The following is a 25,932-nucleotide window of genomic DNA, read 5'->3' as shown; positions in this document are numbered from 1 at the left end:
AGCCATGACAGCCGTATGGAGCATTTTGCGCCGCAGCATTATACCGCTTGCCTTCACCGCAGCCCTGTGCGCGGTGCTGACGGGCTGCATTACGTCTTCCGGCACGCTGCCGCTAAAGGCAGACGGCACCTACGAGCAGGAAATCGTGGACGACGCCGTCAGCACGCTGCACCTTTTTCTGGGGCCGGATGCGCCCGGTTCGGTCCAGCTGTATCTGGAAAAAGCCAGAGGGCTGCTCATTATTCCCTCGCTGGTCAACGGCGGGTTTATACTGGGTGTACGCGGCGGCACCGGCCTGCTTTTTGCCAAGGGCCCTGCAGGAGACTGGAGCCCGCCTGTATTCATGAATATCACCGGCGCCAGCTGGGGGTTTCAGGCAGGTGCGCAACAGGCGGCCATCATCATGGCATTTATGACCGACAAAGCCCTGCAGGGAGCGCTGCACGACAACGGTTCCGCGGGTCTGCAGGTTGCCGTGGCCGCAGGCCCCACCGGTACGGGTGACGAATACTCCACCCTCACACGCTTTCAACGCGATGAAGTTTTTTATGCCGCCATGAACAAGGGGTTCTATTTCGGCGGCACCGTGCAGGTTGCCTCGCTGGCACCCCGCGGCCCCATGAACAGTGCCTATTACGGACCACGCGCCACGCCGGAAGACATTCTCTTTGCCCGCTCGGCGGACAATCCCGGCGTCCGGCGGCTGGTCACCGAACTGAACAACGCCACATACGGTCTGGATACCCCACAGTAATGTCACACCCCCATCCCGCCCGGGACTGCATCCTCTGCGGACGCTGTCTTGATGTCTGTCCCGTTTTTCTTGCTTCCGGCAAGGAAGAGCTTTCGCCCAAAGCCAAACATCAGCTTATGGCCGCGCTGCGCAGCAACCCGCAACTGCTCGAAGCCCTGCCGGCGCGTCTGCTGGCAGACAAATGCGTTTCGTGCGGCCGCTGCGAAAAAGCCTGTCCTCAGGGCCTTTCCGTGCCCGCGGCACTGGGCGCCCTGCGTGCCGAACATGCAGGATGGCCACAGTGGCTGTGGCAACGCTGGATAAACGGCGGTAACATTCTGTGGCCGGCCATGGCCACGCTGGGACGCATGGCCCCCCGACTGCCGGCCCCGGCGGCCGCACGCCCGTTGATGGAAAAACTGGCGGCCATGCACGACACCCCGCCGCAACCCTGGTTCCGCATGACGGCTCCCGCGGCCGGAACACAGCCACCCCTGCGGCCGGTCATGCTGTTTTCCGGCTGTACCGCGCGGCGTATACGTCCGCGCTGGAGCAGCAAAGCAACCGCCCTGCTGGAACTGGCCGGTATACGTCCGCAGCCGGAGACCGCTTTCACCTGCTGCGGTGCCACACTGGAACACGCCGGCCTGCCCGATGCCGCGCGGCAGGCCCGTCATGCCAATATAACGGCTTGGCACAACGCGGGCAGGCCGCTGCTTGTCACATTTTGCGCCACCTGTGCCCACGGTCTGCACGGGTATGCCCGGCATGAAGAGCTGTGGCACGAAACACCGCCGGATTCAGCCGCCCTATGGACACAGTCCGTGGTGCCGCTGTCCGTTTTTCTGCAAAAATTTCCGGTGCAGGTGCTGGATACCGCTCCGGAATGGTTCCGTTATCACCAGCCATGCCACGCCCCCGCACAGCACGACCCCGATGCGGCCCTGCTGTACGCCATGGCCGCGCAAACGCCTGCCGCAGCAGCGCACGGCAGACGCATACGTCCGGCGGGCATGACCACACGCCAGTGCTGCGGTATGGGCGGAGTAATGCAGCTTGCCGCCCCTTCGCTGTGCGGCATGGTCAATGCAGCCTGCTGGCAGGCGCTGGACAGCCTGTGCCCCGCGCAGGACAACGCCTGCCCTCCGCCGGTGGTAACGGGATGCTCCGGCTGTACCCTGCAGCTGAGCGGTACCGCGCCGGAACATGTCGCCGTACATCACTGGCTTGATGTCCTGACGGTCTGAAAGCCTGCGGTCCGCTTGCCGCAGCACCGCACCGGCAGACCCTGAAAACGTGACGGCGAAGTCCGGAGATAGTTCCGCAACCGCCTGCCCGCCCGCTGCCGCACGTCAGCGGCATCCGGTCAGGCGGTGTGACTCTGCCTGTGTACGCGCACCGTGGCGGCCGGCTGCCCGAATTGTTTTGCAGAAGAGGGCACAGATACATTGACCGGACCATCCTGAAACGCTTCAGATAACTGCCCCGCCCGGAGATTTTTCTGTTTTCCGTTCCGGCCTGTTTTCCGGTGTTCAAACCATACGGGGGACCTTCCGGCGCTGCATGTCCCCCTCCCGTACGCTGTTGTGCACTTTTTTTTCATGTATCCCGCATGTACCCGTCCGTTCAGCAATTACAGCCCCATGGCGTTGCAGTCGTTTTTCAAGATTACATCTTGTTGTGTAAATACAGGATATCAGACGTAACGCAAAAGACATACTGCGTTGCTTGACACACTACAGCAAAAGACTACTGTGTAATAAGATGGCACTTCAGCCCCCAGAAGGCCTTCGACCATATCCGGAACAAGGAGCACACCGACATCAGGTACAACCGGAAGGAGCCCCCCATGAAAAAACAACCTGTTCCCCCCGTTTCGCCCCCCGCTGTATCCGGCGACGATGCTGCTGTCGTCGTCAGTCTGCTGCACCCCGAAAACACCGCACCGCAGCCCGCCAGCCCCTGCACAGGGCAGTTGCCGGTCATTACGCCTGTCATCACGCCTGCCGAAGCCGCCGGCGCAGGCGTTGCAGCACGCCGCCGCGACCGGTTTACCCTCATCCACCCCGCGCGCAGTTCGCGCCAGCAGGCCGTCGTAAACAGCGTCTACGGCGAAGGTCCGGACGTTCCGGATTACGACGATGACACCCGTGCCGAGCTTGCAACGGTTTTCGCACCGCACAATGCGACACACAAACAGAGAAAATCAGCTCCGTTCCGCCTGTCGCGCAACCGCGGCACAGCACCCCGCCAGTCCGACAGTTAAGCCGCTGCAACGCACTTTACAGCCCGCCGCGCGCCCGCAGGCTGCGGCTGCCTGCTGCAGACACAAAGGCAGCCCGCAGCACGTCCGGCGCAGCCTTCTGCCTTCACTGGGCCATAACGGTGCATGTCACGCACAAATGCGCGGCATACGGCCCCGCCGCAATATGTCAGCAAGAGCAGTACCGGAGCTTGACGCGGAACGTTGCGTTCTTATCCTGTTTCAATTACCAATTTCTGGTTCGGCAAAAGTCCGCCCGCTGTCCCCTGTCACATTCCTGCCAGATGCGCCCATGCCGGGTGCCCCAAGCAGGTACCGGCGGAACGCGGCTTTGCCATTGTCCGGCAGCCGGCTGCCGCTGTGCTGTGTGCCCGTCACACAGACGTAACCAAAAGCGTGCACCATGCGCCGAATACATACATCCGCCCGGGAGACAGAATGCTCGGTTCCATTGTCAAAAAAGTCTTCGGTTCCAAAAACGACCGTTATCTCAAATCGCTGAACCACTACCTGAAAGAAATCAACGCGCTGGAAGAAAACATCGCCACCATGCCGGACGAGGCCATATCCGCCCGTATGGCCGAGCTGCGCGCCGAAGTGCAGCAGGGCACGTCACTTGACAGCATTCTGCCCGAGGTGTTTGCCATGGTGCGCGAAGCAGGCAAACGCGTGCTGGGAATGCGCCATTACGACGTGCAGATGGTCGGCGGCATAGCCCTGCATTCCGGCAAAATAGCCGAAATGCGTACCGGTGAAGGTAAAACCCTTGTGGCCACGCTGCCCGCGGCTCTCAATGCGCTGACCGGCAAAGGTGTGCACCTGATCACCGTAAACGACTATCTGGCCCGCCGTGACGCCGAGTGGATGGGTAAAATCTACAATTTTCTCGGGCTCAGCGTGGGAGTCATAGTTCACGGGCTTAACGATGAAGAACGCCGGGCGGCTTATGCCTCGGACATCACCTACGGCACAAACAACGAGTTTGGCTTCGATTACCTGCGCGACAACATGAAGTTCTACAAAGAACAGCTTGTCCAGCGCCCCCATCATTTCGCCATTGTCGACGAAGTTGACTCCATTCTTATTGACGAAGCCCGTACGCCGCTGATCATTTCCGGCCCGTCCGATGAATCCACGGGGCTGTACCGCCGCGTCAACGACATCATTCCGCGCCTGAAACGCGATACACACTACACCGTGGACGAAAAGGCCCGCGCCGCGGCCCTGACCGACGAAGGCGTGCAGGAAGCCGAAAAACTGCTCGGGCTGGACAACCTGTACGACCCGCAGAACATTTCCTTCCAGCACCACATTCTGCAGGCGCTCAAGGCACACAGCATATTCACGCGCGATGTGGACTACATCGTAAAAGACGATCAGGTCGTCATTGTTGACGAATTCACCGGTCGACTGATGCCCGGACGCCGCTTTTCAGACGGACTGCATCAGGCGCTGGAGGCCAAGGAAGGCGTAAAGGTGGAAGCCGAAAACCAGACGCTGGCATCCATCACCTTCCAGAACTACTTCCGCATGTATGAAAAACTGTCGGGCATGACAGGCACGGCAGACACCGAAGCTGTGGAATTCCAGCAGATATATGATCTGGAAGTGGTCAATATTCCCACCAACAAACCCATGATACGTAAAGACCAGCCCGATTCCATATACAGAACGCGGCCTGAAAAATTCAACGCCATCGTGGAAGAAATAGCCAGACTGCACCACAAGGGACAACCTGTGCTGGTGGGCACCATATCCATTGAAACATCCGAGCTTATCGCCGGCATGCTGAAGAAAAAAGGCGTGCCGCACAATGTGCTGAACGCCAAACAACACGAAAAAGAAGCAGAAATCGTGGCAGAAGCAGGTCAGGCGGGCAAAGTGACCATTGCCACCAACATGGCGGGCCGCGGTACCGACATAGTGCTGGGTGAAGGTGTGCCCCAGCTGGGCGGTCTGTACATTCTGGGTACGGAACGTCACGAATCACGGCGCATAGACAACCAGCTGCGCGGCCGTTCCGGCCGTCAGGGCGACCCCGGCGAAACACGCTTTTTCCTTTCGCTGGAAGATGACCTGCTGCGTCTTTTCGGCTCTGACCGCATAGCCGGGCTTATGGAAAGACTGGGCATGCAGGAAGGCGAACCCATCGAAAACAAAATGGTTTCGCGCGCCATAGAAAACGCCCAGAAACGTGTCGAAGGACACAACTTTGAAATACGCAAGACCCTGCTCGATTATGACAACGTCATGAACCAGCAGCGCGAGGTCATATACAGCCTGCGCCGCGATACCATGATGGAAGACGATCTTGAACCTTCGGTCCATGAGTTTCTCGACGATATCATCGAGGACATCTACGCACCGCTGGAGCAGACCAAAGGCAAAGCCCTCGACGAAGAGACCCATGCGGCCATCGCCGCCCGGCTTGAAGAAACCTTTTTCCTTTCACGCGTGTACCCCGAATTCGCACTCAAGGGTTCGGAACAGCAGGAAAAGCTTCCGGAATTGCCTTCCGCGGCAGATGTGAAGAAAGCGGTGGAAAGCATGCTGGAAAAACTCAAACGCGATGCAGGGCCGGTCTACGGCGACATCCTGCGCTATTTCCTGCTTGAAGAGCTGGACCGCAACTGGAAAGAACACCTGCTGAACATGGACCACCTGCGCGACGGCATCGGCCTGCGCGGGTACGGTCAGCGCGACCCCAAGCAGGAGTATAAGCGCGAAGGCTTTTCACTTTTCCAGAACATGCTCTGGAGCATCAAGGAAAGCGTTTTCCGTGCGCTCACCCGCCTGCGGCTGCAGCGGGTGGAAGAAGCCGCCGATCCGGCAGAACAGCCCGAAGCCGCGGGTCTGCAGGAAGCAAAAGCCACAGAACTGCGCCACAAAGAACAACCCGCCGAGCTGTCATATTCCGGCGGTGATGAGGACGACGCAAAAACCCCTTCGCGGCGCAACGCCCCGAAAGTCGGCCGTAATGATCCGTGCCCGTGCGGCAGCGGCAAAAAATATAAAAAATGCTGCGGGGCCTGATCGCCCGACAAACACGGCGGCAGACACACTGCCGACACATTCTGCCGGTATGCAGACACAACCGGCGCTCAGCGGTGCCGGCGGCCGGTACAGCCAGCCGCGGTACATGCCTGACAAACGGACCACACAGGGCGGGAGAAATTCTCCCGCCTTTTTTTACGGCGCGGTGCACTGCACAGCCTGCGGCCGCTTGCGCAGCACCGGCTTATGGGGCAATGTACCGGTCTATTATATCATCTCCAGTGCCACGGCAGACGGCGGTGCAGCCACCTGTGCCTGCGGCACATCAGCAAAGGCCGGAATAATGACCGATATCAAAGGATTTTCATTTGCCGCGGTTCCTGCGGGTTTCAAAGCCCCCGACAGGCTCGACCTGGCCCTTATTGTCAGCGACCGCCCCGCATGTGCGGCCGGGGTTTTCACAACCAACCTCTTCAAGGCAGCTCCGGTGATTGTGGCTATGGAAGCGGCTGCCGGCGGGCAGGCCCGCGCCATTGTCATCAACTCCGGGCAGGCAAACGCATGCACCGGTGCAGAAGGTCTTGCCAACTGCCGCAGGACGCTGGAAATGATTTCCGCCGCAACCGGCATTAAGGCGTCTGAAATCCTGCCCGCCTCCACGGGAGTGATCGGACAGCAGCTGAAAATGGACCTGTGGCAGCAGGCTGTGCCGCAACTGGCGGCCGGACTCGGTTCCTGCGGGCTGGATGATTTTGCGCGCGCCATAATGACCACGGACAGCTTTCCCAAAACAGCCACAGCCAGTCTTTCTCTGCAGGGCGGGCAGGTGCATCTGGCCGGCGTATGCAAGGGTGCGGGCATGATATGCCCCAACATGGCCACCATGCTTGCCGTCCTGCTGTGCGATGCGCAGGTACCTGTCCATGTCTGGCAGCAGATGTTCCGCGATGCTGTGGCACAGTCATTCAACCGTGTTACCGTGGACGGCGACACATCCACCAACGATACGGTGTTCGGGCTGGCCAACGGGGCTTCCGGCGTGGAAGTACTGCCCGAAGAACTGCCCCTGCTGCAGCAGGCTGTCACTGCGCTCATGGGTGATCTGGCGTATATGCTGGTGCAGGACGGCGAAGGTGCCACCAAAGTACTGCGTATTGCCGTTACCGGCGCTGCAGATGACACAGATGCCGAAAAAGCGGCGCGCACGGTGGGACATTCGCAGCTGGTAAAAACCGCCTTCTACGGCAAAGACGCCAACTGGGGCCGCATCGTGGCAGCGCTGGGCCGCTCCGGAGCGGCATTCGATCCCGCACAGGTAAGCGTAAGCATATGCGGCGTGACCATATTCGCAGACGGTGCCCCCACCCCTGTGGACGCAGACGCTCTGCTGAAAGAACCGCTGGAACGTACCGACATAAGCGTGGACATCGTCCTCGGTCAGGGCAAAGGGACCTATACCCTGCTGGCTTCTGACCTTTCTCACGAATATGTCAGCATCAATGCCGACTATCGTTCGTGACAGTGCGGCGCCCCGTTGCGCGATGGACCGGCTGCTTCAGGATTTTTTCTAAAAAAAGTACCCGTTCGCTTGACATGCCAGCCGCCATTGGGTAGACACAGGCCCTCGCGCATTCAGGTTATTCCAGAACGCGCCTACGAAGTATCGAAAGCTCCGGTGAGGTGTCCGAGTTGGCCGAAGGAGCTCGCCTGCTAAGCGAGTATACGGTGTAGAGCCGTATCGAGAGTTCAAATCTCTCCCTCACCGCCATATTCAAGGGTTCAGAAGAAATTCTGAACCCTTCTTTTTTGCGCTCCAGAATGTTTGTTGAATGATTTTGGGAGTGATTTTTTTGAAAACATCCTCCAGATCACTCCAGTAACAACCTGTGCAAAAGGCCATGTTCTGCCTGAATCCGCCATTGCCCCGTCTAAAGCCCGCCTGATTAGAAATGATACGTTTCTGAAGTACGTTTTTTTATGCTCAACTACTGGCTGCGCAGTAAAAAAAACGGAATGTTCCCCGCACTACGCCTAGTTCGCCACCACGTTCCTAAGCGGTAAGGCTCGTTGCATTCTTTGCAATATTTTGCAAAAGCTTGCACAGAGTGCAAAAGCCCTTACTCTGCTTTAACCCGCACCATGCCTTATCTCCGGCTCTGTTTGCATGCCCTTCTCTATTGCACAAAAATAATCCAAAAAGCGGCAAGGCGGGGGAAGGAGAATTCACTTTTTTCCGGCAGCGTTTTTTTCGGGTGGGTGTGCCGGTGGCGTGGCAGGCTTTACGTGCCCTGCATGACCGTGTGGAGCAAAACGACCTGAAAATGTAAGGAACAAGGCAAGTTGCCCCATGCTGAGCCATTCTATATAGTCCTGCAAAAGATGCTTCGCCGGAGGTGGGTATGGGCTGCTGCAAGTGTGAAATGTATAAGTGGGATGATCCGCAGGATGCTATTGTTTGCGATATGGAACGCAGGGAATATTGCCTGTTCCACGCCCCTGCGGAGTTGAAAAAGCGGCGACATGAAGAACTTATGAACGCGGCATGGGAGCGGATTAACTGCGTTACGGAATACAATGTAGGCTTACCTGAGGCGGAGCATAAGGTTTGCGAGCTTTCAGGCTCCATTTTTGCTGACGATGCTTATTTTACAGGATTATACTTCAGAGGAGCGACTTATTTCAGGCATGCCATCTTCGAGGGGGAGGCCTATTTCAGGCATACCATCTTCGAGGGGGTAGCTGATTTCGCGTATGCCACCTTCGGGGAGGAGGCTAATTTCAGTGATGTCCCCTTCAAAGGGAAGACTGATTTCAGTTCAGCAACTTTCAAGAGGGAGGCTAATTTCAGTTCTACTTCCTTCGGGGGGGTGGTTTCTTTTAAGTATGCCACCTTCGAGGCGCGGGCTGATTTCGCGGAAGCCATCCTCACGGGGGACGCTTATCTCACTAAGGCCATCTTTGAGGGGGACGCTTATTTCAGTTTTGCCACCTTCAGGGCGGTGACTTCTTTCAGGTATGCCACCTTCGGAGAGACGGTCGATTTCAGCAATGTAACCTTCGGGGGGATGACTAATTTCTGGTATACCATCTTCAGGGAGGAGGCTTATTTCTCCGAAGCCCGCTTCGGCGGCGCGGACAAAAAAGCTACAACTATTTTTTCCCATGCGATCTTAGGTGCTAGCGGTCGACTGCACTTTACCCCCCGCGCTATAACCGGTCCTTTTATTGCCGACAAAACAGACTTTAACGGCAGAGTCCGTTTTGATGATACCCACTTCAAGGATAAAGTCTCATTTGGTGAATCAAACTTGGGTCAAGTGTCCTTTAATTTATGCAAATTTGACCAACAACCTATATTCGACCGAACGGATCTTCGTAAGGCAGAGCTCATAGGCGCGCCTGTTGAAGACTTTCGGTTTATGGCATGCAAGTGGCCAGAGTCTAAAGGGCGGAAAATTACATATGATGCGCGTAAGATTAATGGTAACGGGTTTATAACCATCGATAATGTCGAAAAAATTGCCCCCTTCCCGACACAAGGGGGATCAAAGAAGCCTAATATCCCACCTCTGAAGCACCTTGAAGACCTTTATCGCCGCCTTAAGAAAGTAGCCCGTGCAGAGATGGATGAGCCGCTGGCTTCTGATTTTCATTATGCGGAAAAAGAGATGATGCGGCTGCATGGGTTTGAAGCCTTTCTCGGCAGGAATGGTTCAGGCCATGGCCTATCTCTTACCGCTCGCTTTCAGGGACTTGGCAGGTATATTACCCTTTCGCTTTACAGGCTGATTAGCGGATATGGTGAAGCACCGTTACGGGCGTTATGGACACTGTGTATGTTGCTTTTTACTCCGTACATGCTGCTGGAACCGACGAACAACATGGTTGCCCTGTGGTTTGTAGGGATTGCATTTTTATTTTCGCAAGCGTGGTATATCGCCCCACTTCTGCTTGCTCTTGTGCTTCAGCATATGAGTCAAGGTGTGCTGGGCCTACACGAGCTGCCAGTTGAAATTGGGCGAACGGCGCTTGATAAATGGATTAACTTTTTGCCACTAACAAAGCTTGATTCTTCAATTCCAGCAGTGCCGCGCATACTCATGCTTGCATGGCAGGTTGCCATCACCCTGCAGGCTGCTTTGTTTGGCTTTGCCCTGCGGAACAGGTTCAGGCGGTAGCATACCGGCTCACATGTTGTTTTAAAAAACGCAGAGGAAATTCCGACTTCATAGATTCATGATTCCGGGCAGGCTGCTACCCGCTACATGAAGGACACGCGTCAATTGTACACGTTGCCCCGGAGTCACGCCCCGCAGCCGTTGCCTGAAGACAGCTACATGCTGTCCCTGTCCGCACCGGTACAGACGGCACCGGCACAGCCGCCGGTTTGCTGCGCAGCATTACCGCCGCAGCGCGCTGTTCCGCTGCAAAAAACATCCGGCCTCTTGTTACCGCGACGGGTTTAGGGCACATTGCGCGGGCGGCATGCAGATGCCGCTATTTTTGTTACCTCATCACATGCCAAGGAGACTCAGCATGTCCGATATGCCTAAAGGCACCATTCTGCAGCGCGACAAGGAAACCTACGCCATACGTGTTACCCCGCCTTCGGGTGTGGTTACGCCGCAGGAACTGGAAGCCGTGGCCGCCGTGGCCCGCAAATATGACGTACCCATGCTTAAAATAACCTCCGGCCAGCGTTTTGCGCTCATCGGCCTGAAGGAAAAAGACCTGCACGCTGCCTGCAGCGAATTGCCCTTCCGCGTGGCTGGGCATTACGTTCAGGCCTGCCCCGGCAACCAGTGGTGCCAGCTCGCACGGCAGAACGCTCTGGAAATGGCAGGTGTCATTGAAGAAAAATTCCGCACCTTCGACGGCCCTGCCAAAATCAAAATGGGCGTTTCCGGCTGCGGTACCTGCTGTGCCGAAAGCTATGTGCGCGACATCGGACTTGTGGGCACATCCAAAGGCTGGAATATTCTGGTGGGCGGTAACTCCGGCGGCAGGGCGCGTATAGCCGACGTGCTTGCCAAAGACCTTCCGGACGATGAAGCCGTCGGCCTGCTGGAACGCTTTCTGGAATATTACAAAACCAACGGTAAAACAAAGCAGCGGGTGGCCCGCTTTGTCGAGGCGCGCGGCATAGAATCGATCCGCGAAGCGCTGCTGTAGCCGATACCCGCTGTGCACAGCGCACAGGCAGCGGCCATGCACCCGTGCCGTCAGTGCCGCAAGTAATAAAACGCGGCTGCACTACCCATGCAGCCGCGTTTTTGTTCTTCGCACGGCAGAATGCGTTACCGCCGGTTTCCGCCTGTTCTCTCCGCCGTCCGGATCATTCCGGTGCGGCTTCCTTCATACCGCCCGCCGCGCTCAGCTCTTCAAGCGTAAACAGCGAGTTCACATCCAGTACGGTAACGTACACATCTTCCACACGCGCCATACCGGCAATATACCGGCTGTCCACGGCAGTGCCGATGGACGGAGGCGGCGTCATGGCCTGCTGGTCAAGTTCAAGCACTTCCTGCACGGAATCAGCCAGCACCCCGAGCGAAAGCACCTCATTTGCGGCTCTTACCTCCGCAATGATGACGCAGGTATTGGTATCCAGCACTGTACGGCTCATGCCCAGCTTCAGGCGCAGATCCACCACCGGCACAGCCATGCCCCGCACGTTGATCACCCCGCGCAGAAATTCGGGCACACGGGGGACAGGTGTTATCCGTTTGTCGTCCAGTATCTCGCGCACAGTATCCACACCCAGCGCATAGGCATCGCTGCCCAGCCGGAACGACAGATATTGATTGGTCTCATTCATGGCCGGCTCCGGTCAGGCAGTTAGAAACGCTCAAAATCCTCGTCCGAAGGATCGTTTTCAATATTCAGCTGAATTCCGCCGGAATTTTTCTTTTCCGGTGCCTTGTCACGCATGCCCCGGTCGTCGGAAGGCAACGCGCGCGAAGCAGGCAGAGCGGCTCCGCGATGGCTTTTGCCCGCACGCACTGTGGCCATGCGGGGAGAAGACCCGTGACCGCTTGTATCAACGCGGAAGAAGCCCATGGTGCTCATCAGCTGCTCGGCCTGACTGGACAGTTCTTCAGACGTGGAAGCCATTTCTTCGGCTGCCGCGGCGTTCTGCTGCACAACCTGGTCAAGCTGCTGCACGCCCTTGTTGATCTGCTCCGCACCTGCGTTCTGTTCGCTGGTGGCGGCGGCTATTTCCTGTACAAGGCTGGCAGTGTTCTGAATGTCGGGCACAATCTGACGCAGCATTTCACCCGCGCGTTCAGCTATTTCCACACTGCTGGACGACAGCTCGCTGATTTCTCCTGCCGCGGCGCCGCTTCGTTCGGCCAGTTTGCGCACTTCTGCCGCCACTACGGCAAAGCCCTTGCCGTGCTCTCCGGCACGGGCCGCCTCGATGGCTGCGTTAAGCGCCAGCAGATTGGTCTGCCTGGCTATTTCTTCAATGATGGATATTTTTTCGGCTATCTGTTTCATGGCGGTCACGGTCTGTTCCACCGCCTGTCCGCCGCTCTGTGCATCCTTTGCCGCCCGCAGGGCAATTTCCTCTGTCTGCTTGGCATTACTGGCGCTCTGCCTGATGTTGGAGGCCATTTCTTCCACGCTGGCCGAAATTTCCTCGACACTGGCGGCCTGCTCCGTGGCACCCTGTGATGTGGCCTGAGCAGAGGCGGAAAGTTCCTCACTGCCGGAAGCCACATTTTCAGACGCACTCTGCACCTCGGCCACAATGCCCCGCAGCTTGGTGACCATGTCGTTAAGCGCGGCGGCCAGCTGGCCGATTTCATCACGCTGGTCTATATCCAGCAGTTTTGTAAAATCGCCCTGTGCCATGGAATTGGCAAAGCCGACTCCCTTGACAATGGGGCCGGTGATGGCACGGGTAAGAAAGACCGAAACCAGAATGCCCAGCAGCAGGGCAATGCCCAGACCGGACACCATCACGGTGGAAGCCGTATTCATATTGGACATGGCCACATCGGCGATATTCTGCGTTTGCTCCATACCGGCCCGTGCTATTTCGTTGCACAAAACCAGAAACTCGTCCGACAGACGCCCCCTGTCCGCGGTGGCTTCCCGCAGTTTCTGCCAGTTTGCCAGCAGATTCTGTATGGACGCGGCGTACTGCTGTCCCGCTGTTTCAATGGCCGCCAGCTGACGGAGATTTTCCTGACTGCGGCTTGTCCGCTTCAGGTCGCGCAGCGGCTCGTCTATTCTGCCGACGGACTTGGCTGCATCTTCAAGAAGACTGAGCTCCCGCAGAGCCTGAGCCCTGAAATTGAGAATACGGGCATTATTTCCCATATCGACAACATCATTGGCCCATTTAAGTTTGAGACTGCGCTCCACAAGGCTTGCTGCCGGCAGTCCCTGACGTATTTCCTGCTCTATTTTCTGCTGCTGCGAATCAATATACGCGGTGCAATTGGTGATGAAAAGCGCGGCTGCCTGATCCATAACCGCCCTGCTCGATGCAATTTCACCGATAAGGTTTTCCGTATCCTGTGCCCGCCGGTCGTACTGGTTCAGCACGCCTTCCGCTTTTTCAACACTTTGCGCCAGCATTACAAGATCAGGATACTTCTGCGCATGCTCCTTGGCCTGATTCAAAAACTTTCTGGCTTCTGCCAGTTCCTTCAGCGCCTCCTGACGGTAGCTCTGCTGTTCACTCAGCGAGTACCCCAGCATCATACGCATGGCTGTGGCTGCGCTGTTCTGCAGACTGTTCGCCATGCGCACTTCCGGCACGTATTCATATGCCAGCCGCTCTGAATCTGCCGCGGTTCTGGTCATATTAAAAACGGCAAGACCGCCGAGCGTACAGGCTATCAGAATCAACAACCCGAAACCGATACCTATTTTCATGGCCAGCTTTAAATTTTTCATGCGAACCCCTCATGTTCTCCTGCAAATGTTACCGGACACACCGGCACACGCCGCCGCGCATGGCCCGTGACGCACTCTTTGTGCTACTCAGTATGCGTTAAGAAAACAGCATGCCCAATTATATAGACAGAAAACCGCATGCGCGGCCCTTATAATAATGCGGACACAGACAGGCAGACACCGGCGGCTGTTTTTTCCGGCGGCGCCCGATATTGTGCTTTTTTGCACAATCAGGCTGCGGCTTTTCAATTTTGCCCGTATGGCGTATTTTACCTGATTGACCGGCATCAGGTACGGCAGGTTCTCAACCGTTGCGGAGGGACGAATGGCAGAAGACAAGACCGTTTTCAGCGTCTGCGGCATGTGCAGTGTGCGCTGCCCCATCATGGTGGAGACTCGCGGCGGCAACGCCGCATGGATACAGGGCAACCCTTATTCAGCACTCAAAGGGGCGCTCTGTGCCCGCGGGGCTGCTGGCATGGCGCTGGAATACGATTCCGAGCGTCCGGTCACGCCCCTTATCAGAACAGGAGAACGGGGCGAAGGAAAGTGGCGTGAAGCCACTTGGGACGAGGCACTGGACTATGTGGCCGCCAGACTGAAAAACATCATGGCGGAACACGGCGGCAGAAGCGTTCTGTGGAGCGACCGCGGCGGTCCCTTTGCCGACCTGCATCAGGCGTTTGTGCGCGGACTCGGCTCGCCCAATTACTGTAACCACGACGCCTCGTGCGCCCGCAACGTGCAGCACGCCGCCCAGTCCGTCATGGGCATGGGGCGCAAGCAGGTTGCCTACGACCTGCGTAACGCACGCCACATTGTGCTGCAGACCCGCAATATTCTCGAAGCCATCAACGTGGCCGAATGCAACGGTGTCATGGACGCGCTGGACAACGGCTGCAAGCTGAGCGTCATCGATATACGCGCCTCTGTCAGCGCCAGCAAAGCCGACAACTTTTTCATGGTGCGTCCGGGCACCGACTACGCCTTCAATCTGGCTGTGATCAATCAGCTGATCACCCGCGGGCTGTACGACAAGGAGTACGTGGCCCGCCATTTTCATGACTTTGACGAACTGGCGGCGTTCACCGCGCCCTGTACGGCAGCATGGGCGCAGGAACAGACAGGTGTACCCGCGGAACGCATCGAGGCGCTGGCCGCGCAGCTGGCAGAAGCAGCCCCTTCGGTCATCTGGCACCCCGGCTGGATGGTGGCCCGCTACGATGATTCATTCTATGTATGCCGCACGGCCTACATCATCAACGCGCTGCTCGGCTCCATAGGTGCCAGGGGCGGTCTGCCGCTGGTCAACACGCCCAAAGACGTGGGCCGCAAAGGACTGAACAAGCTGGCGGCACTGATGCCGAAACCCGAAGAAAAACGCGCCGACGGCGTTGGCTGGCGGCACCCGCAGTTCGATGCGGGCCCGGGGCTGGTCAATCTGGCGTACGACGCCATCGCCACAGCCGACCCCTATGCGGTCAAAGCCTACATATGCTACCGCCACGACCCGCTTATGGCCATGCCCGACCCCGAAGCGCTCAAGCGCAAATGGGAAGGGCTTGACCTGCTTGTCAGTGTCACCTTCAGCTGGTCGGACACGGCATGGCACTCCGATGTGGTACTGCCCCTTTCGCCCTACCTTTCACGCGAAAGCATCATAGCGGGCAAGGCCGGACTCAAGCCGCAGTTTTTTGTGCGCAAACGGGCCATGCAGCCCACTGCAGACACCCGTGCAGACTGGGAAATTCTGTGCGGGCTGGCATCGCGCCTTACCGACGTGTGCCCCGCCATGAAGCATCTGGCATTCACCCGTATAGAAGACATCTGGGACTATCAGCTGCGCGACACGGGGGTAAGCATAGGCGATTTTGACGCCAAAGGATTTGTCGAACTGGCCGATACCCCCCTGTACCGCACACCCGAATCCTTTCCCACCGCCAGCGGCAAACTGGAGATGGTAAGCGCCAAATGGGCGAAAGCCGACATTCACACCCTGAAACCCTACACAGCTCCGGCTGCGCCTCCGCAGGGGGCCTTCCGCATAGCCTTCGGCAGAGTGGGAGTGCACACGCAGGGGCACACCGTAAACAACCCGCTGCTGCATGAGCAGATGCCCGAAAATGTGGCATGGATACACACGTCACGTGCGGAACAACTGGGCATATGCACCGGAGACATGATAGAAGTGGCGCCTGCCGGCGCTCCCCGCAATCCCGCCGGACGCATGAAGGCCTTTGTGACAGACTGCGTGCACCCCGAAGCACTGTTCATGGTGCACGGCTTCGGCCACAGGCTGCCTGTGGAATCGCGCGCCCGGGGATGCGGCGTGGCCGACCACGAACTGATGCCCGGCGGACTGGAGCGCTATGATACATCCGGCGGCGGTCTTTCACTTCAGGAGCACTTCGTGGTTATCAGCAAGGCAGAGCAGGACGGGGGAGCAGCATGAGCAGATACAGACTGAAACTGAACAAAAAACGTTGCATCCACTGCAAGGCATGTGAAGTGCATTGCAAAGCGAAAAACAACACTCCGGCAGGCATCAAGCTGGGCGTGCACACATCTTCCGAACCGGTGATGGTGGACGGCGTACCCCGCATGAAAGCTGCCTATCAGTGCTGCTACCACTGCGAAACGCCCGAATGCGTGGACGTATGCCCCACCGGCGCCATGATACGGCGCGAATCTGACGGTATAGTATATGTTGATCAGGAAACTTGCATCGGATGCGAAGCCTGCATCGATGCCTGCCCATGGCATATTCCCGTCTTCAACGCCGCCACAGCCACTGTGCTCAAATGTGACTTCTGCATGGACCGCGTTGACGAGGGCAAGCTGCCCGCCTGTGTCACCGCCTGCACCACGCACGCACTGAGTTTCACCCGCAAATAGCCGGCAAGGGGTACTGCGCGGGCGCCCTGCCCGCGCAGTACCCCTTGCCATGCCAGCCATCTGCCCTTTGCCCGCCTTCTCTTTTCCGCGCTGTTACTGGCGGTACAGGACAAAATCCTGTCCTTTTTCCGCAGACATTCTTTCCGCACCACATCGCTGCAACGCACGCATGCAGCGCCGCACAATACTGTAGCAAAGCCTTAAAATACAACGTGCTCTTGACGCAAACCGATACAGGGAGTAATCCCCTTGAGATTGTTTGACTAACCAAACAAAACACCACGCAAGGAGAGCGGGTAACCCGCCGTTATTGATTCACTTCAACTTTCCGGAAAGGAAGACCATGGAAGCAGTACAACTTTTCGCGGCATTCGCGCCGATTCTCTGGCTCATCTTTTCTCTCGTCATTTTAAAGCTGCCTGCTTACAAGACCTGCAGCGCCACGCTGGTGCTCACTCTGGCGCTGGCAATTTTCGGATGGTGGGAGATGCCGGTCACCGACGCGCTGGCTGCGGCTCTGGAGGGGGCTGCGCTGGCACTGTGGCCCATCATGATTGTCATCATTGCAGCAGTGTTCACGTACAATCTTGCCCGTAAAACAGGCAGCATGGATATCATCACCCGCATGCTGTCCGGCATAACCACCGACAAACGTCTGCTGGTGCTTATTGTGGCATGGGGATTCGGGGGATTTCTGGAAGGTGTGGCAGGATACGGCACGGCGGTTGCCATTCCGGCCAGCATTCTGGCAGCCATGGGCTTTCAGCCCATGTTCGCGGCCATTATCTGTCTGGTGGCCAACACCGTGCCCACGGCGTTCGGCGCCATCGGCATTCCCATCATCACCATGGCCGGTGTCACGGGGCTGCCTGTCGAAACCATCAGCTACTACACCGCACTGCAGCTGTCCGTCTTCATCATTCTCATTACATTTCTGCTGGTCATCCTCACCGCCGGTTTCAAGGGACTGCGCGGGGTAGTAGGCGCCACGTTTGTATCGGGTGTGGCTTTTGCCCTGCCCCAGCTGTATACGGCCAAATACATGGGTGCCGAGCTGCCCTGCCTCATCGGCAGCATATGCAGCATGCTGGCCACCATAATCTGGGCCCGTATTTTCCACCGCGACACCGCAGCACCCGAAACAGAACCACTGCCTGCCAGCGTGAAAATAAAGGCATGGCTGCCCTACATGCTGGTATTCGGCTTCATCATTCTGTGCAGCAACCTGTTCCCGCTTATCAAAGACACGCTGGGACTGGTAAAGACCACCGTCACCATTTACGGCGACAATGAATTCACCTTTAAATGGCTGGCCACACCCGGCACGCTCATCATTCTGGCCACATACATCGGCGGCCGCATTCAGGGTGAAAGTCTGCGCTCCATCACAGGCGTGCTCGCTTCCACGGCAGGCAAACTCACTTACTCCGCCGTCACCGTGGTCAGCATCGTGGCGCTGGCAAAGGTCATGGCCTACAGCGGCATGATCAACACCATAGCCGTGGCCGTGGCAGACACCACCGCATCATACTTCCCGCTCATTTCGCCCCTGCTGGGCGCGCTGGGCACCTTTGTGACCGGCAGCGACACTTCGTCCAACGTGCTTTTCGGCCAGCTGCAGATGGAAGTGGCAGGCCGCATCAGCATTGATCAGGCATGGATAGTCGCCGCATCGGCAGCCGGTGCCACCGCGGGCAAGATGATCTCGCCCCAGTCCATTGCCGTGGCCACCGCTGCCACCGGCCTTGTAGGCTCGGAAGGACGCATAATGAACCGCACTCTGGCCGTATGCGCGGCCTATGTCCTGATTCTGGGCACACTGGTGTACGCCACCATTCCGTACATCAAGTACTTTGCCGTGTAGCACAGGCAGACAAACCGCCCCGCGGGGCTGCATATAAAAAAAGCGGGAAGGCTGACAGCCTTCCCGCTTTACTATTGTCCGCAGTGCCGCAGTTACGGGCAGCAGGGAACCTTGACCGCATCCGGCGGGGCAGCAGGGCGGGCAAAAAGAAAGCCCTGCACATAATCGGCACCGTGGGCCGCCAGCCAGCGCCACTCGCCTTCGGTCTCCACACCCTCTGCAATGGTCTTTATGCCCAGCCCGCGGGCCATGGCAAGCAGGTTGCCGGTTATGACGGCTTTATACTCTTCACGGTGCACATCATGCACAAGCCCCATGTCCAGCTTTACATAGTCAGGCTTCAGCCGCGCCAGCAGGTTAAGCGACGAAAAACCTGCCCCCAGATCGTCAAGGGCCACTTTAAATCCATGGTCGCGGTAATAGCGCAGAATATTAAGCAGGTGATTGACGTCCTGCACTTCATCGCTTTCCACAACCTCAAAAACCACCATGTCCGGCTGCAGTCCCGCCTTGCTGATGGCATTCATGGTTGTCTGCAGGCAGTAGACAGGGTTGTATATGGTTGCGGGATTGAAGTTGATGAAAAGCGGTCTGTCCAGCCCGTATCTGCCCATGCCGTCTATGGCTGCCAGCCGGCACGCTCTGTCCAGATTAAAAAGCAGATCCGCGGACTTGGCCACCCCGAACATTCTGGCAGGACCTATAATCGCGCCGTCTTCATCTATGCCGCGCGCCAGACACTCGTAAGCATGCACATCTGCAGGAGATGCGGCGTTCACAATGGGCTGGAAATGCGTCTCCAGACGGCCGTTGTCGAGCATATCTATGAGCCATTCACCCTGCAGCCGCGCCACTATCGTTTCGAGCGGACGCATGCGCGCCACATGCCGTACGGTCAGTTCTTCACCGTGCGCCAGCAGCAGGCTGCGGGTGTCCTTCTGCTCAAGAGACCCGATATGTTCCAGATACTCTTCGCAAAAAACCTCCAACGACATTCTGTCAAACGGAATGGCGAAAATGTCCTGATACACCTCTGTGTAGGGCATTGCCTTCTGCTGCAGATAGCGGCGCAGCGCTTCGCACGACGGAATAATGGGCGGGCAGATATACAGTACGCCGGAGTCGGGTATGCGTTCCGGAGTTCCTTCACAGCGGGGACACCGGCCATGAACCGGTGCAGAAAACAGCTGATTCATCCTGCAGGCAACCTCGCTTGATCAAAAGACATGCACACCTTTCAGACACCGGACAACCCGCAGGCATACAGGCGCGTCAGACGCGCCGTGCCGCACTTTGCAGGCTGCCGCGGGCCACAAAAAGAAGCGCCAGCAAAAAAGCATTCACAAGAGGGGCGGAACGGGTGATGAAGGCGAGCGCAAATGCCCCCAGCGAATAGAGCAGCATGTATCTGTCCCACGGTTCCCACGTTCCGCGTTCCAGATGCAGCAATGCCGCAGGTCGGGTAAGATAGGTGACACCGGCGGTAAGCAGAATCATGATAAAAAAACCGGCGCCGCGCAGGTCGCCCAAAAGGCCGGGCAGACCGGGGGTGCCGCAGTAAAGGCCCAGTCCGGCAAGGGCAATGGCCAGATTGACCCCCAGCAGTATTCTGTCCAGCAGCACGCGCCGCCACAGCAGCACACCGGTGCACAGCAGGGCCGCAACAGCTCCGGCGGCATACGGAATCATCCAGCCGTCAGGCCCGCTGCTGCCCTCCCACCGCCATGCCAGCGCAAAAACCTGTACAGGCAGCAGTTCCAGCAAAATTCTGAGCCATTTGTCCATCCGACTTTTCTCCTGTATCCCCGCACAAAAATCATCAGGCCGCACAGCCTGCGCACCGCGCAGATCACGGAGCGCAGCGGTCCGCCGCGACGGGCCAAGTAAACAGTATTGTCGCCCTTTCCGTCAAGAAAAGGCTGACAGAATAACCGTCTAGCCCGCACCGAGCAACGCCCTGCGGCTCAGTTCATCCATAAGAGGAAAATCAGGAGCGTCATCCGCCCCGGCGGGCTGCCCCGAAACAGGCAAGGCCACCAGAAAGACGGAGCCTTCGTAAGGTGTCGAGTGCACCTCTATCCTGCCGCCGTGGTTACGCGTGATGATGAAATACGACACCGAAAGCCCCAGACCGGTACCTCTGCCTGCGGGCTTGGTGGTGAAAAAAGGCTCGAACACTCTTCTGCGCACCTCGCCGGACATGCCCGGCCCGTTGTCCCGTATGGCGACCAGCAGCCAGCGGCCGGAACGGCGCGCGCAGATGACAAGGGTGGGCACCCTGCCTGCCACGGGGTGTTCGCTCATGGCTTCGGCACCATTACGGATGATATTGAAAAAAACCTGCTCAATCTCTGTGCGCACACATGGTACGGCGGGCAGGTCCGCTTCAATATCCTTTACTATGCGTATATTCCTGAAGTCATATTTTTTGCTCAGGTCGTAATCGCTGGACCCCAGCATCAGCACCTTTTCCAGCAGCACGGCAATGTCGCAGGTGCTGCGTCCGGCATCGTTGCGTCTGGTGAAATCCAGCATGTTGCGTACTATCTCGGCCGCACGCAGTCCTGCCTCGCGGATATGCTCGAGCGAGCGCATAATGCTGCGCCGCTCCATGTACGTCTGCACATTTTCCAGATTCACCCCGCAGGCTGCTGCTTCGCGTGCGTTGGCTTCCAGTGACGGGTCAAGGCGACGCTGCATGTTCTGCACACTCTGCAGCACAATACCCAGAGGGTTGTTTATCTCGTGCGCCATACCTGCTGCCAGTCCGCCCACAGACATCATTTTTTCCGTTTCAACCAGCAGTTCCTGTGTACGCACCCGCTCCGATATGTCCTGCACATTCACCACTCTGTAAGTAACGCCGCCCGAACTGCCGCGTACGACGGAAATATCAACCCACGCCGGAAAACTGCTGCCGTCCTTACGCAGGTGCACGCTTTCCTGTTCTGCGCGGCCGTCTGCCAGCGCACGCGCACGCTGGCTTTTCAGTGCGGCCCATTCCCGCTGCGACAGCTCCAGCACCGACATGCCCTGCATCTCTTCCACGGTATACCCGTGCATCTCGGCATATCTGGGGTTCACAAGAGTCAGCCTGTCATCATCGCCCACCCCCAGCGCTATGCCCCACCCCGCATGGCGGAACACCACACCCCACAGGCGCAGTTCCTCTTCACTGTCGCGCAGACGGCGCCTGCTCGTATGCAGCATGAGTATGACCAGTGCCTGCAGCAGCACCACCAGCACAGCGATGATAATGCCCCAGCGGTTACGCTCCCATACCGTACTGCTGCGATACCGTATTTCACTGCCTTCAGGCAGGCGCGACAGCCGCACGCCGAATTTTTCCAGCTGTCTGAAATCAAAAATATATCTGTTAGCCGCATCACCGCGCACCACCGGCACCACGGCAGCGGATTCGCCCCGCATCACCCGCAGCCCCAGCATGCCGGCTAACCGTCCCTGTTCGTGATGGCTGACCACACGTCCCCCCAGCACGCCCTCTCCTATGCCGTGCTCCCACAGATGCAGCAGCGGAACACGCAGGTGGGCAGCTATAAAATCCAGCGACGACTCAAATGTTCTGCGTTCGCCTGCGGCATCGACATACGCCGAAAGCAGCAGTGCAGCGCTGGTCGGCGGCACCTTTTCCAGTGCCGCGCCAAAGGCATCCCAGCTCATATCCTGCAGAGAAATCACCGAAAAGCTGAGTTCCGGAAAGTCCCGTTCCGCAGCCAGAACGGTTTTCAGGTCACCCTGTCCGCTGGGAGTGCCGTCCACCAGCACAGCAACGCCGGTCATCTGAGGAAGAAGCTGCCGCACCAGTGCAAGGGTCTGCGTCACGGATACAGATTCCACCACGCCGGTAAACAGTTCATCCTGCCGCAGCGAGACAGCCAGCCCCACATTGTTGATGCCCATAAAAATGCACGGAGTAAGGGGGAAAAGCTCTCTGCCGTGCTCAAGCATGAACTGCAGCGCGTTATCATCGGCACAGAACACGATATCATACGGCGGCAGTACCGCCAGCTTGCGCTTCAGCATGTCTTTGAACTGGGGCGAAACCTTTTCGGGAGCAAACCGCTTGGAATCCATAAATTCCACATCCAGCAGCACTCCGGCGGCATCAAGCTGAGAACGCAGGCCCGCTATCTGGTCAAAAAAAGTCGGGAATCCCGGGTGATAAGATGAAACAAGCAGCGCCCGTGCCGGAGCGCCCCCCACGGCAGCGGCCGCAACGGCAGGAGCAGCCACGGCACCGGCCGCGTACAGAGCAATCAGCCAGACGGCGCACACGGCCCGCACGCAAACGGTCCGGAGCCTGCATGCATGGCCCGGCATGCCGCACGAAAAGCACTTCCGGCGGCTGCGGACGGGGTATCTGTCGGCGCTGTACATCGGAACCTCCGGTACGTTATGGCCAGTATATCCGTCCGGCAGGCCGGCTGTTATTATTATCCGCACCGGCACGCAAAGTCACATACCACCTCTGACCATGCAGACATACGGGGCGCGGCGTGCTACGCTGGCAGTAACATAAGACACAACAGCTGCCCCTTTCACCATGCGGTGCGCAGCGTATCCAAGGAGACGTATATGGAATTTTTTCTCGATACCGCCGATCTGGACGAAATACGTCTGGCCGGAAAGCAGGGACTTATTGACGGAGTAACCACCAACCCCACTCTGCTTTCACGGCAGGGCGGCGACTGGAAAAAACGCATGCAGCAGATCTGCGACGAGGTCGACGGCCCTGTCAGTCTGGAGGTAATCAGTCCGGATGCTGAAGGCATGCTGCGCGAAGCGGAAGAACTGGTGCGTTACGGCGATAATGTGGTCATCAAGGTGCCCATGACCGCAGAAGGCCTTATCGCCACCCGCACTCTGACCGGCAAAGGCATAAAAACCAATGTGACGCTGGTTTTTTCGGCCATGCAGGCACTTCTGGCCGCCAAAGCCGGAGCAACCTATGTCAGCCCTTTTCTGGGCAGGCTGGACGGCATAGGGCATGAAGGTATGGAGATTGTCAGCCAGATACGCACCATTTTTGACAACTACGGCTACGAAACAAAAATACTGGCCGCCAGCATACGCCACGCCCAGCACGTGCTGGACAGCGCACTGGTGGGGGCGGATGTGGTCACAGTGCCCTACACGGTGCTCAGACAGCTTATGCATCACCCGCTCACAGATTCCGGCCTTGATGCATTTCTTGCCGACTGGAACAAGCTTACGCAGTCGTAGTCTGACAGTGCGGCATTAAAAAAGCCCCCGCACGGCAGCATACGCCGTGCGGGGGAGACATACGGCACTTGCGGACATCAGGCCCCGAGCACCACAACGTTGTTTTTTCCATGCCGTTTGGCCTGCCGCAGGGCATTGTCCGCCACTTCTGCATAGCCCATGGCCATATCGGAAGGCGCGGTAAAATGCGCCACACCTATGCTGACGGTGCACCGGATGGTGCGTCCCTGAAATGTGAACGGCATCTCGCCCACCTGTGCGCACAGCCTCTCCGCCACAGAACGGGCGGCATCCGCACTGGCATCGGGCAGAAACAGCATAAGCTCCTCGCCGCCGTACCGGCCCGCAGTATCCTGTTTGCGGGCGGTCTGACGCAAGATATGGCTGACTCCCAGCAGCACCTCATCACCGAAAAGATGCCCGTGCCTGCTGTTGATCTCCTTGAAGTCATCAATATCTATCATCAGCAGCGCCCCCTGCGCGCCGACCTGACGCATCATAAGAATGCGCTGATCCACCACACGGAAAAAAGACACTCTGTTAAGCAGTCCTGTCAGGCTGTCATGCTCCGCCAGACGCTTCAGTTTCATATTTCTGCTCAGAATTCCCAACGAATACCGGGCATAGATTGCCACAGCCTGCCGCCCGGCAAGCAGAAAAGGCACTCCCAGCAGCATGAAGCCGAGCGACGCCAGCAAAGCGAACTGCTGCCGCTGGCGGATTTCCTCGTGCACCTCTTGCAGCTGGATATCGGCACAGGCAAGGTACCGCCGTCCCGAAGGAGATGTCATAGGCACCGCAACAGAGCGGAAGCGGCCCCATTCGTCGGCATACGAAACATACTGCGCCGTGTTGGTCTGCAGGGCTTTCATAAACGCCGGAGGCGGATTTTCGTACGGGTAGAAAAACCACGAACGGCGTTCCTGCGCTTCTTCCACTGTCACAGTGGGCGACGAAAAACAGAACCCGTCGCGGAACTGGACAAGCGTGTAGACGTATATCATCCCTGCTTCCGCGGCATACCTGTTAAAGCGCTCGCGGTTCTTCAGCTCTTCATCAATCCCCACAGAACCTGGGGCTATGGCCCGGTCATGAAAATCTGAGGCAAGCATGCCCGGCAACGCCACGGCCGCCACCCGCAGACGGGCATCAAGGTCGGCAAGAGCTTCTTTTTCCGCTTCGGCACCGGCCCAATAAACAAAAAGAAGCACAAATCCGGCATACAATATTACGGGCAGCCAGAAGATGCGTATGAACGACGGCGGAGGCGGCTGCTCAACAGGCAGCCCTGCCAGCCCTTCGTGCTCTTGTACAAGGTCTTGATTATTGTCAGTCACAGTTTACATTCCCCAAGGGTAACCGCGGTATCTGACCGGCAGCATGTCAGACAATACATCAGCAGCATGCCGGGCGCACACAAAGCCGCATCAGGGTGCCGCGGTACCGAACCGGCCATACGGGCCCTGAAACACATGGATAACCCGCGGTGCGCAAAGGCGGCGCATATATGCACCACCGCATCGCAGGCAAAAAACCGTACTGCAGATTTTACACAACGCAAGGCCGAAATGCCATCATAAAAGCTGTCTATGCTTGTATAAAAAACGGCGCCCCCATCATGCGACCCCGCACCTGCACTTGCATGCGGCAGCACTCTGAGGCATAGCGGAACCGGTGGCAACGCTGCGCCGCGCCCTGCACAGCCACACAGTAAAGACAGCACACCGGCAGAAAAACAACGGAGCAACAGCCATGAAAGCCGCACAACACACTCTTTTTTTATTATCCCTGATACTGACAGCCGTGCTGGCTGCCGGCTGCGCGCATAATCCTGACAGAGCAGATCAGCAAACGGTAAAAGTCAGCGGACAGGTGGACGTAAGCACGGAATACAGAGACAACTGAACCGCAGGGCGTAATGCCCCGCGGTTCAGGATCAGCTTTTCCGGCTGCTGCCGCCTGCCATAACCGGCCGGGCAGGCGTATGCCGCAATGCCTGTGCACGGGCTCCCCGTATCACCGCCGGTG

The 25,932-nt window shown here is 57.8% G+C and carries 17 protein-coding genes and 1 tRNA gene; 12 read left to right on the top strand and 6 right to left on the bottom strand.

Going from position 1 to position 25,932, the window contains the following annotated elements:
• Positions 1-4 precede the first annotated feature (4 nt).
• The 8 genes from ACZ5D1_RS04475 (at position 5) to ACZ5D1_RS04440 (ending at position 11,162) form a co-directional block, all read left to right on the top strand.
• Positions 5-754 carry a lipid-binding SYLF domain-containing protein gene (locus tag ACZ5D1_RS04475; protein ID WP_464556039.1) on the top strand — a complete coding sequence of 250 codons (750 nt, stop codon included), beginning with the start codon at positions 5-7 and terminating at the stop codon, positions 752-754.
• Positions 754-1,980 carry a (Fe-S)-binding protein gene (locus tag ACZ5D1_RS04470; RefSeq protein WP_464556037.1) on the top strand — a complete coding sequence of 409 codons (1,227 nt, stop codon included), beginning with the start codon at positions 754-756 and terminating at the stop codon, positions 1,978-1,980. Before ACZ5D1_RS04475 ends, ACZ5D1_RS04470 begins: the two co-directional genes overlap by 1 nt.
• A 602-nt stretch (positions 1,981-2,582) precedes the next feature.
• Positions 2,583-2,999 carry a hypothetical protein gene (locus ACZ5D1_RS04465; RefSeq protein ID WP_464556035.1) on the top strand — a complete coding sequence of 139 codons (417 nt, stop codon included), beginning with the start codon at positions 2,583-2,585 and terminating at the stop codon, positions 2,997-2,999.
• 435 nt (positions 3,000-3,434) lie between these two features.
• Positions 3,435-6,029, top strand: a complete 2,595-nt coding sequence (gene secA / locus ACZ5D1_RS04460) for a preprotein translocase subunit SecA (RefSeq protein WP_464556033.1) — start codon at positions 3,435-3,437, stop codon at positions 6,027-6,029.
• Positions 6,030-6,330: 301 nt separating this feature from the next.
• A complete protein-coding gene (gene argJ / locus ACZ5D1_RS04455; RefSeq protein WP_464556527.1) occupies positions 6,331-7,509 on the top strand; it encodes a bifunctional glutamate N-acetyltransferase/amino-acid acetyltransferase ArgJ in 1,179 nt (392 codons plus the stop codon).
• A gap of 155 nt (positions 7,510-7,664) precedes the next feature.
• Positions 7,665-7,758, top strand: a tRNA-Ser gene (locus tag ACZ5D1_RS04450).
• A 631-nt stretch (positions 7,759-8,389) separates the two neighbouring features.
• Positions 8,390-10,168 (top strand): pentapeptide repeat-containing protein, encoded by a 1,779-nt coding sequence (locus ACZ5D1_RS04445; RefSeq protein ID WP_455697092.1) that lies wholly within the window; start codon positions 8,390-8,392, stop codon positions 10,166-10,168.
• A gap of 358 nt (positions 10,169-10,526) precedes the next feature.
• Positions 10,527-11,162, top strand: a complete 636-nt coding sequence (locus ACZ5D1_RS04440) for a nitrite/sulfite reductase domain-containing protein (RefSeq protein ID WP_011367112.1) — start codon at positions 10,527-10,529, stop codon at positions 11,160-11,162.
• Positions 11,163-11,325: 163 nt separating this feature from the next.
• Here the strand turns inward: ACZ5D1_RS04440 and ACZ5D1_RS04435 are convergent, their stop codons facing one another.
• Together ACZ5D1_RS04435 and ACZ5D1_RS04430 are read right to left on the bottom strand one after the other, a co-directional pair.
• A complete protein-coding gene (locus ACZ5D1_RS04435; RefSeq protein ID WP_464556031.1) occupies positions 11,326-11,808 on the bottom strand; it encodes a chemotaxis protein CheW in 483 nt (160 codons plus the stop codon).
• A 20-nt stretch (positions 11,809-11,828) separates the two neighbouring features.
• Entirely contained in the window at positions 11,829-13,901 is a 2,073-nt protein-coding gene (locus ACZ5D1_RS04430; protein WP_464556030.1) for a HAMP domain-containing methyl-accepting chemotaxis protein, read from the bottom strand.
• Positions 13,902-14,226: 325 nt separating this feature from the next.
• Here ACZ5D1_RS04430 and ACZ5D1_RS04425 point away from each other — a divergent pair, with 325 nt between their 5' ends.
• The 3 genes from ACZ5D1_RS04425 (at position 14,227) to ACZ5D1_RS04415 (ending at position 18,660) form a co-directional block, all read left to right on the top strand.
• A complete protein-coding gene (locus tag ACZ5D1_RS04425) occupies positions 14,227-16,353 on the top strand; it encodes a molybdopterin-dependent oxidoreductase (protein ID WP_273194145.1) in 2,127 nt (708 codons plus the stop codon).
• Positions 16,350-16,796 (top strand): 4Fe-4S dicluster domain-containing protein, encoded by a 447-nt coding sequence (locus ACZ5D1_RS04420; RefSeq protein WP_011367108.1) that lies wholly within the window; start codon positions 16,350-16,352, stop codon positions 16,794-16,796. Before ACZ5D1_RS04425 ends, ACZ5D1_RS04420 begins: the two co-directional genes overlap by 4 nt.
• Positions 16,797-17,139: 343 nt before the next feature.
• Complete coding sequence (locus ACZ5D1_RS04415; RefSeq protein ID WP_011367107.1) at positions 17,140-18,660, top strand: L-lactate permease; 1,521 nt, start codon at positions 17,140-17,142, stop codon at positions 18,658-18,660.
• 92 nt (positions 18,661-18,752) lie between these two features.
• Here ACZ5D1_RS04415 and ACZ5D1_RS04410 read toward each other — a convergent pair whose 3' ends face one another.
• The 3 genes from ACZ5D1_RS04410 to ACZ5D1_RS04400 all read right to left on the bottom strand — a co-directional run bounded on the left by ACZ5D1_RS04410 (position 18,753) and on the right by ACZ5D1_RS04400 (position 22,965).
• Positions 18,753-19,856, bottom strand: a complete 1,104-nt coding sequence (locus ACZ5D1_RS04410) for an EAL domain-containing protein (protein WP_027182118.1) — start codon at positions 19,854-19,856, stop codon at positions 18,753-18,755.
• Between the two features lie 76 nt (positions 19,857-19,932).
• Positions 19,933-20,445: a hypothetical protein gene (locus ACZ5D1_RS04405; RefSeq protein ID WP_464556028.1), complete on the bottom strand. Its 513-nt coding sequence runs from the start codon at positions 20,443-20,445 to the stop codon at positions 19,933-19,935.
• A 150-nt stretch (positions 20,446-20,595) separates the two neighbouring features.
• The gene (locus tag ACZ5D1_RS04400) at positions 20,596-22,965 is read right to left on the bottom strand and encodes an ATP-binding protein (protein WP_464556027.1); all 2,370 of its coding nucleotides are present in this window, start codon (positions 22,963-22,965) and stop codon (positions 20,596-20,598) included.
• Between the two features lie 291 nt (positions 22,966-23,256).
• On the opposite strand from ACZ5D1_RS04400, the gene fsa reads away from it, so the two are divergent.
• Positions 23,257-23,904, top strand: coding sequence for a fructose-6-phosphate aldolase (gene fsa, locus ACZ5D1_RS04395; RefSeq protein WP_027182116.1), 648 nt, complete (start codon positions 23,257-23,259; stop codon positions 23,902-23,904).
• 77 nt (positions 23,905-23,981) lie between these two features.
• Here fsa and ACZ5D1_RS04390 read toward each other — a convergent pair whose 3' ends face one another.
• Positions 23,982-25,241 carry a GGDEF domain-containing protein gene (locus tag ACZ5D1_RS04390; RefSeq protein ID WP_051364001.1) on the bottom strand — a complete coding sequence of 420 codons (1,260 nt, stop codon included), beginning with the start codon at positions 25,239-25,241 and terminating at the stop codon, positions 23,982-23,984.
• Positions 25,242-25,932 lie beyond the last annotated feature (691 nt).

This window comes from Oleidesulfovibrio vietnamensis (genome assembly GCF_055388115.1).
This window is presented reverse-complemented; position numbering and strand designations above follow the sequence as displayed.

Bases quoted from the DNA above. Each gene is read 5' to 3' on its own strand.
- ACZ5D1_RS04475 (WP_464556039.1), top strand. From the start codon at position 5: ATGACAGCCGTATGGAGCATTTTGCGCCGCAGCATTATACCGCTTGCC.
- ACZ5D1_RS04470 (WP_464556037.1), top strand. From the start codon at position 754: ATGTCACACCCCCATCCCGCCCGGGACTGCATCCTCTGCGGACGCTGT.
- ACZ5D1_RS04465 (WP_464556035.1), top strand. From the start codon at position 2,583: ATGAAAAAACAACCTGTTCCCCCCGTTTCGCCCCCCGCTGTATCCGGC.
- secA (WP_464556033.1), top strand. From the start codon at position 3,435: ATGCTCGGTTCCATTGTCAAAAAAGTCTTCGGTTCCAAAAACGACCGT.
- ACZ5D1_RS04445 (WP_455697092.1), top strand. From the start codon at position 8,390: ATGGGCTGCTGCAAGTGTGAAATGTATAAGTGGGATGATCCGCAGGAT.
- ACZ5D1_RS04440 (WP_011367112.1), top strand. From the start codon at position 10,527: ATGTCCGATATGCCTAAAGGCACCATTCTGCAGCGCGACAAGGAAACC.
- ACZ5D1_RS04435 (WP_464556031.1), bottom strand. From the start codon at position 11,808: ATGAATGAGACCAATCAATATCTGTCGTTCCGGCTGGGCAGCGATGCC.
- ACZ5D1_RS04430 (WP_464556030.1), bottom strand. From the start codon at position 13,901: ATGAAAAATTTAAAGCTGGCCATGAAAATAGGTATCGGTTTCGGGTTG.
- ACZ5D1_RS04425 (WP_273194145.1), top strand. From the start codon at position 14,227: ATGGCAGAAGACAAGACCGTTTTCAGCGTCTGCGGCATGTGCAGTGTG.
- ACZ5D1_RS04420 (WP_011367108.1), top strand. From the start codon at position 16,350: ATGAGCAGATACAGACTGAAACTGAACAAAAAACGTTGCATCCACTGC.
- ACZ5D1_RS04415 (WP_011367107.1), top strand. From the start codon at position 17,140: ATGGAAGCAGTACAACTTTTCGCGGCATTCGCGCCGATTCTCTGGCTC.
- ACZ5D1_RS04410 (WP_027182118.1), bottom strand. From the start codon at position 19,856: ATGAATCAGCTGTTTTCTGCACCGGTTCATGGCCGGTGTCCCCGCTGT.
- ACZ5D1_RS04405 (WP_464556028.1), bottom strand. From the start codon at position 20,445: ATGGACAAATGGCTCAGAATTTTGCTGGAACTGCTGCCTGTACAGGTT.
- fsa (WP_027182116.1), top strand. From the start codon at position 23,257: ATGGAATTTTTTCTCGATACCGCCGATCTGGACGAAATACGTCTGGCC.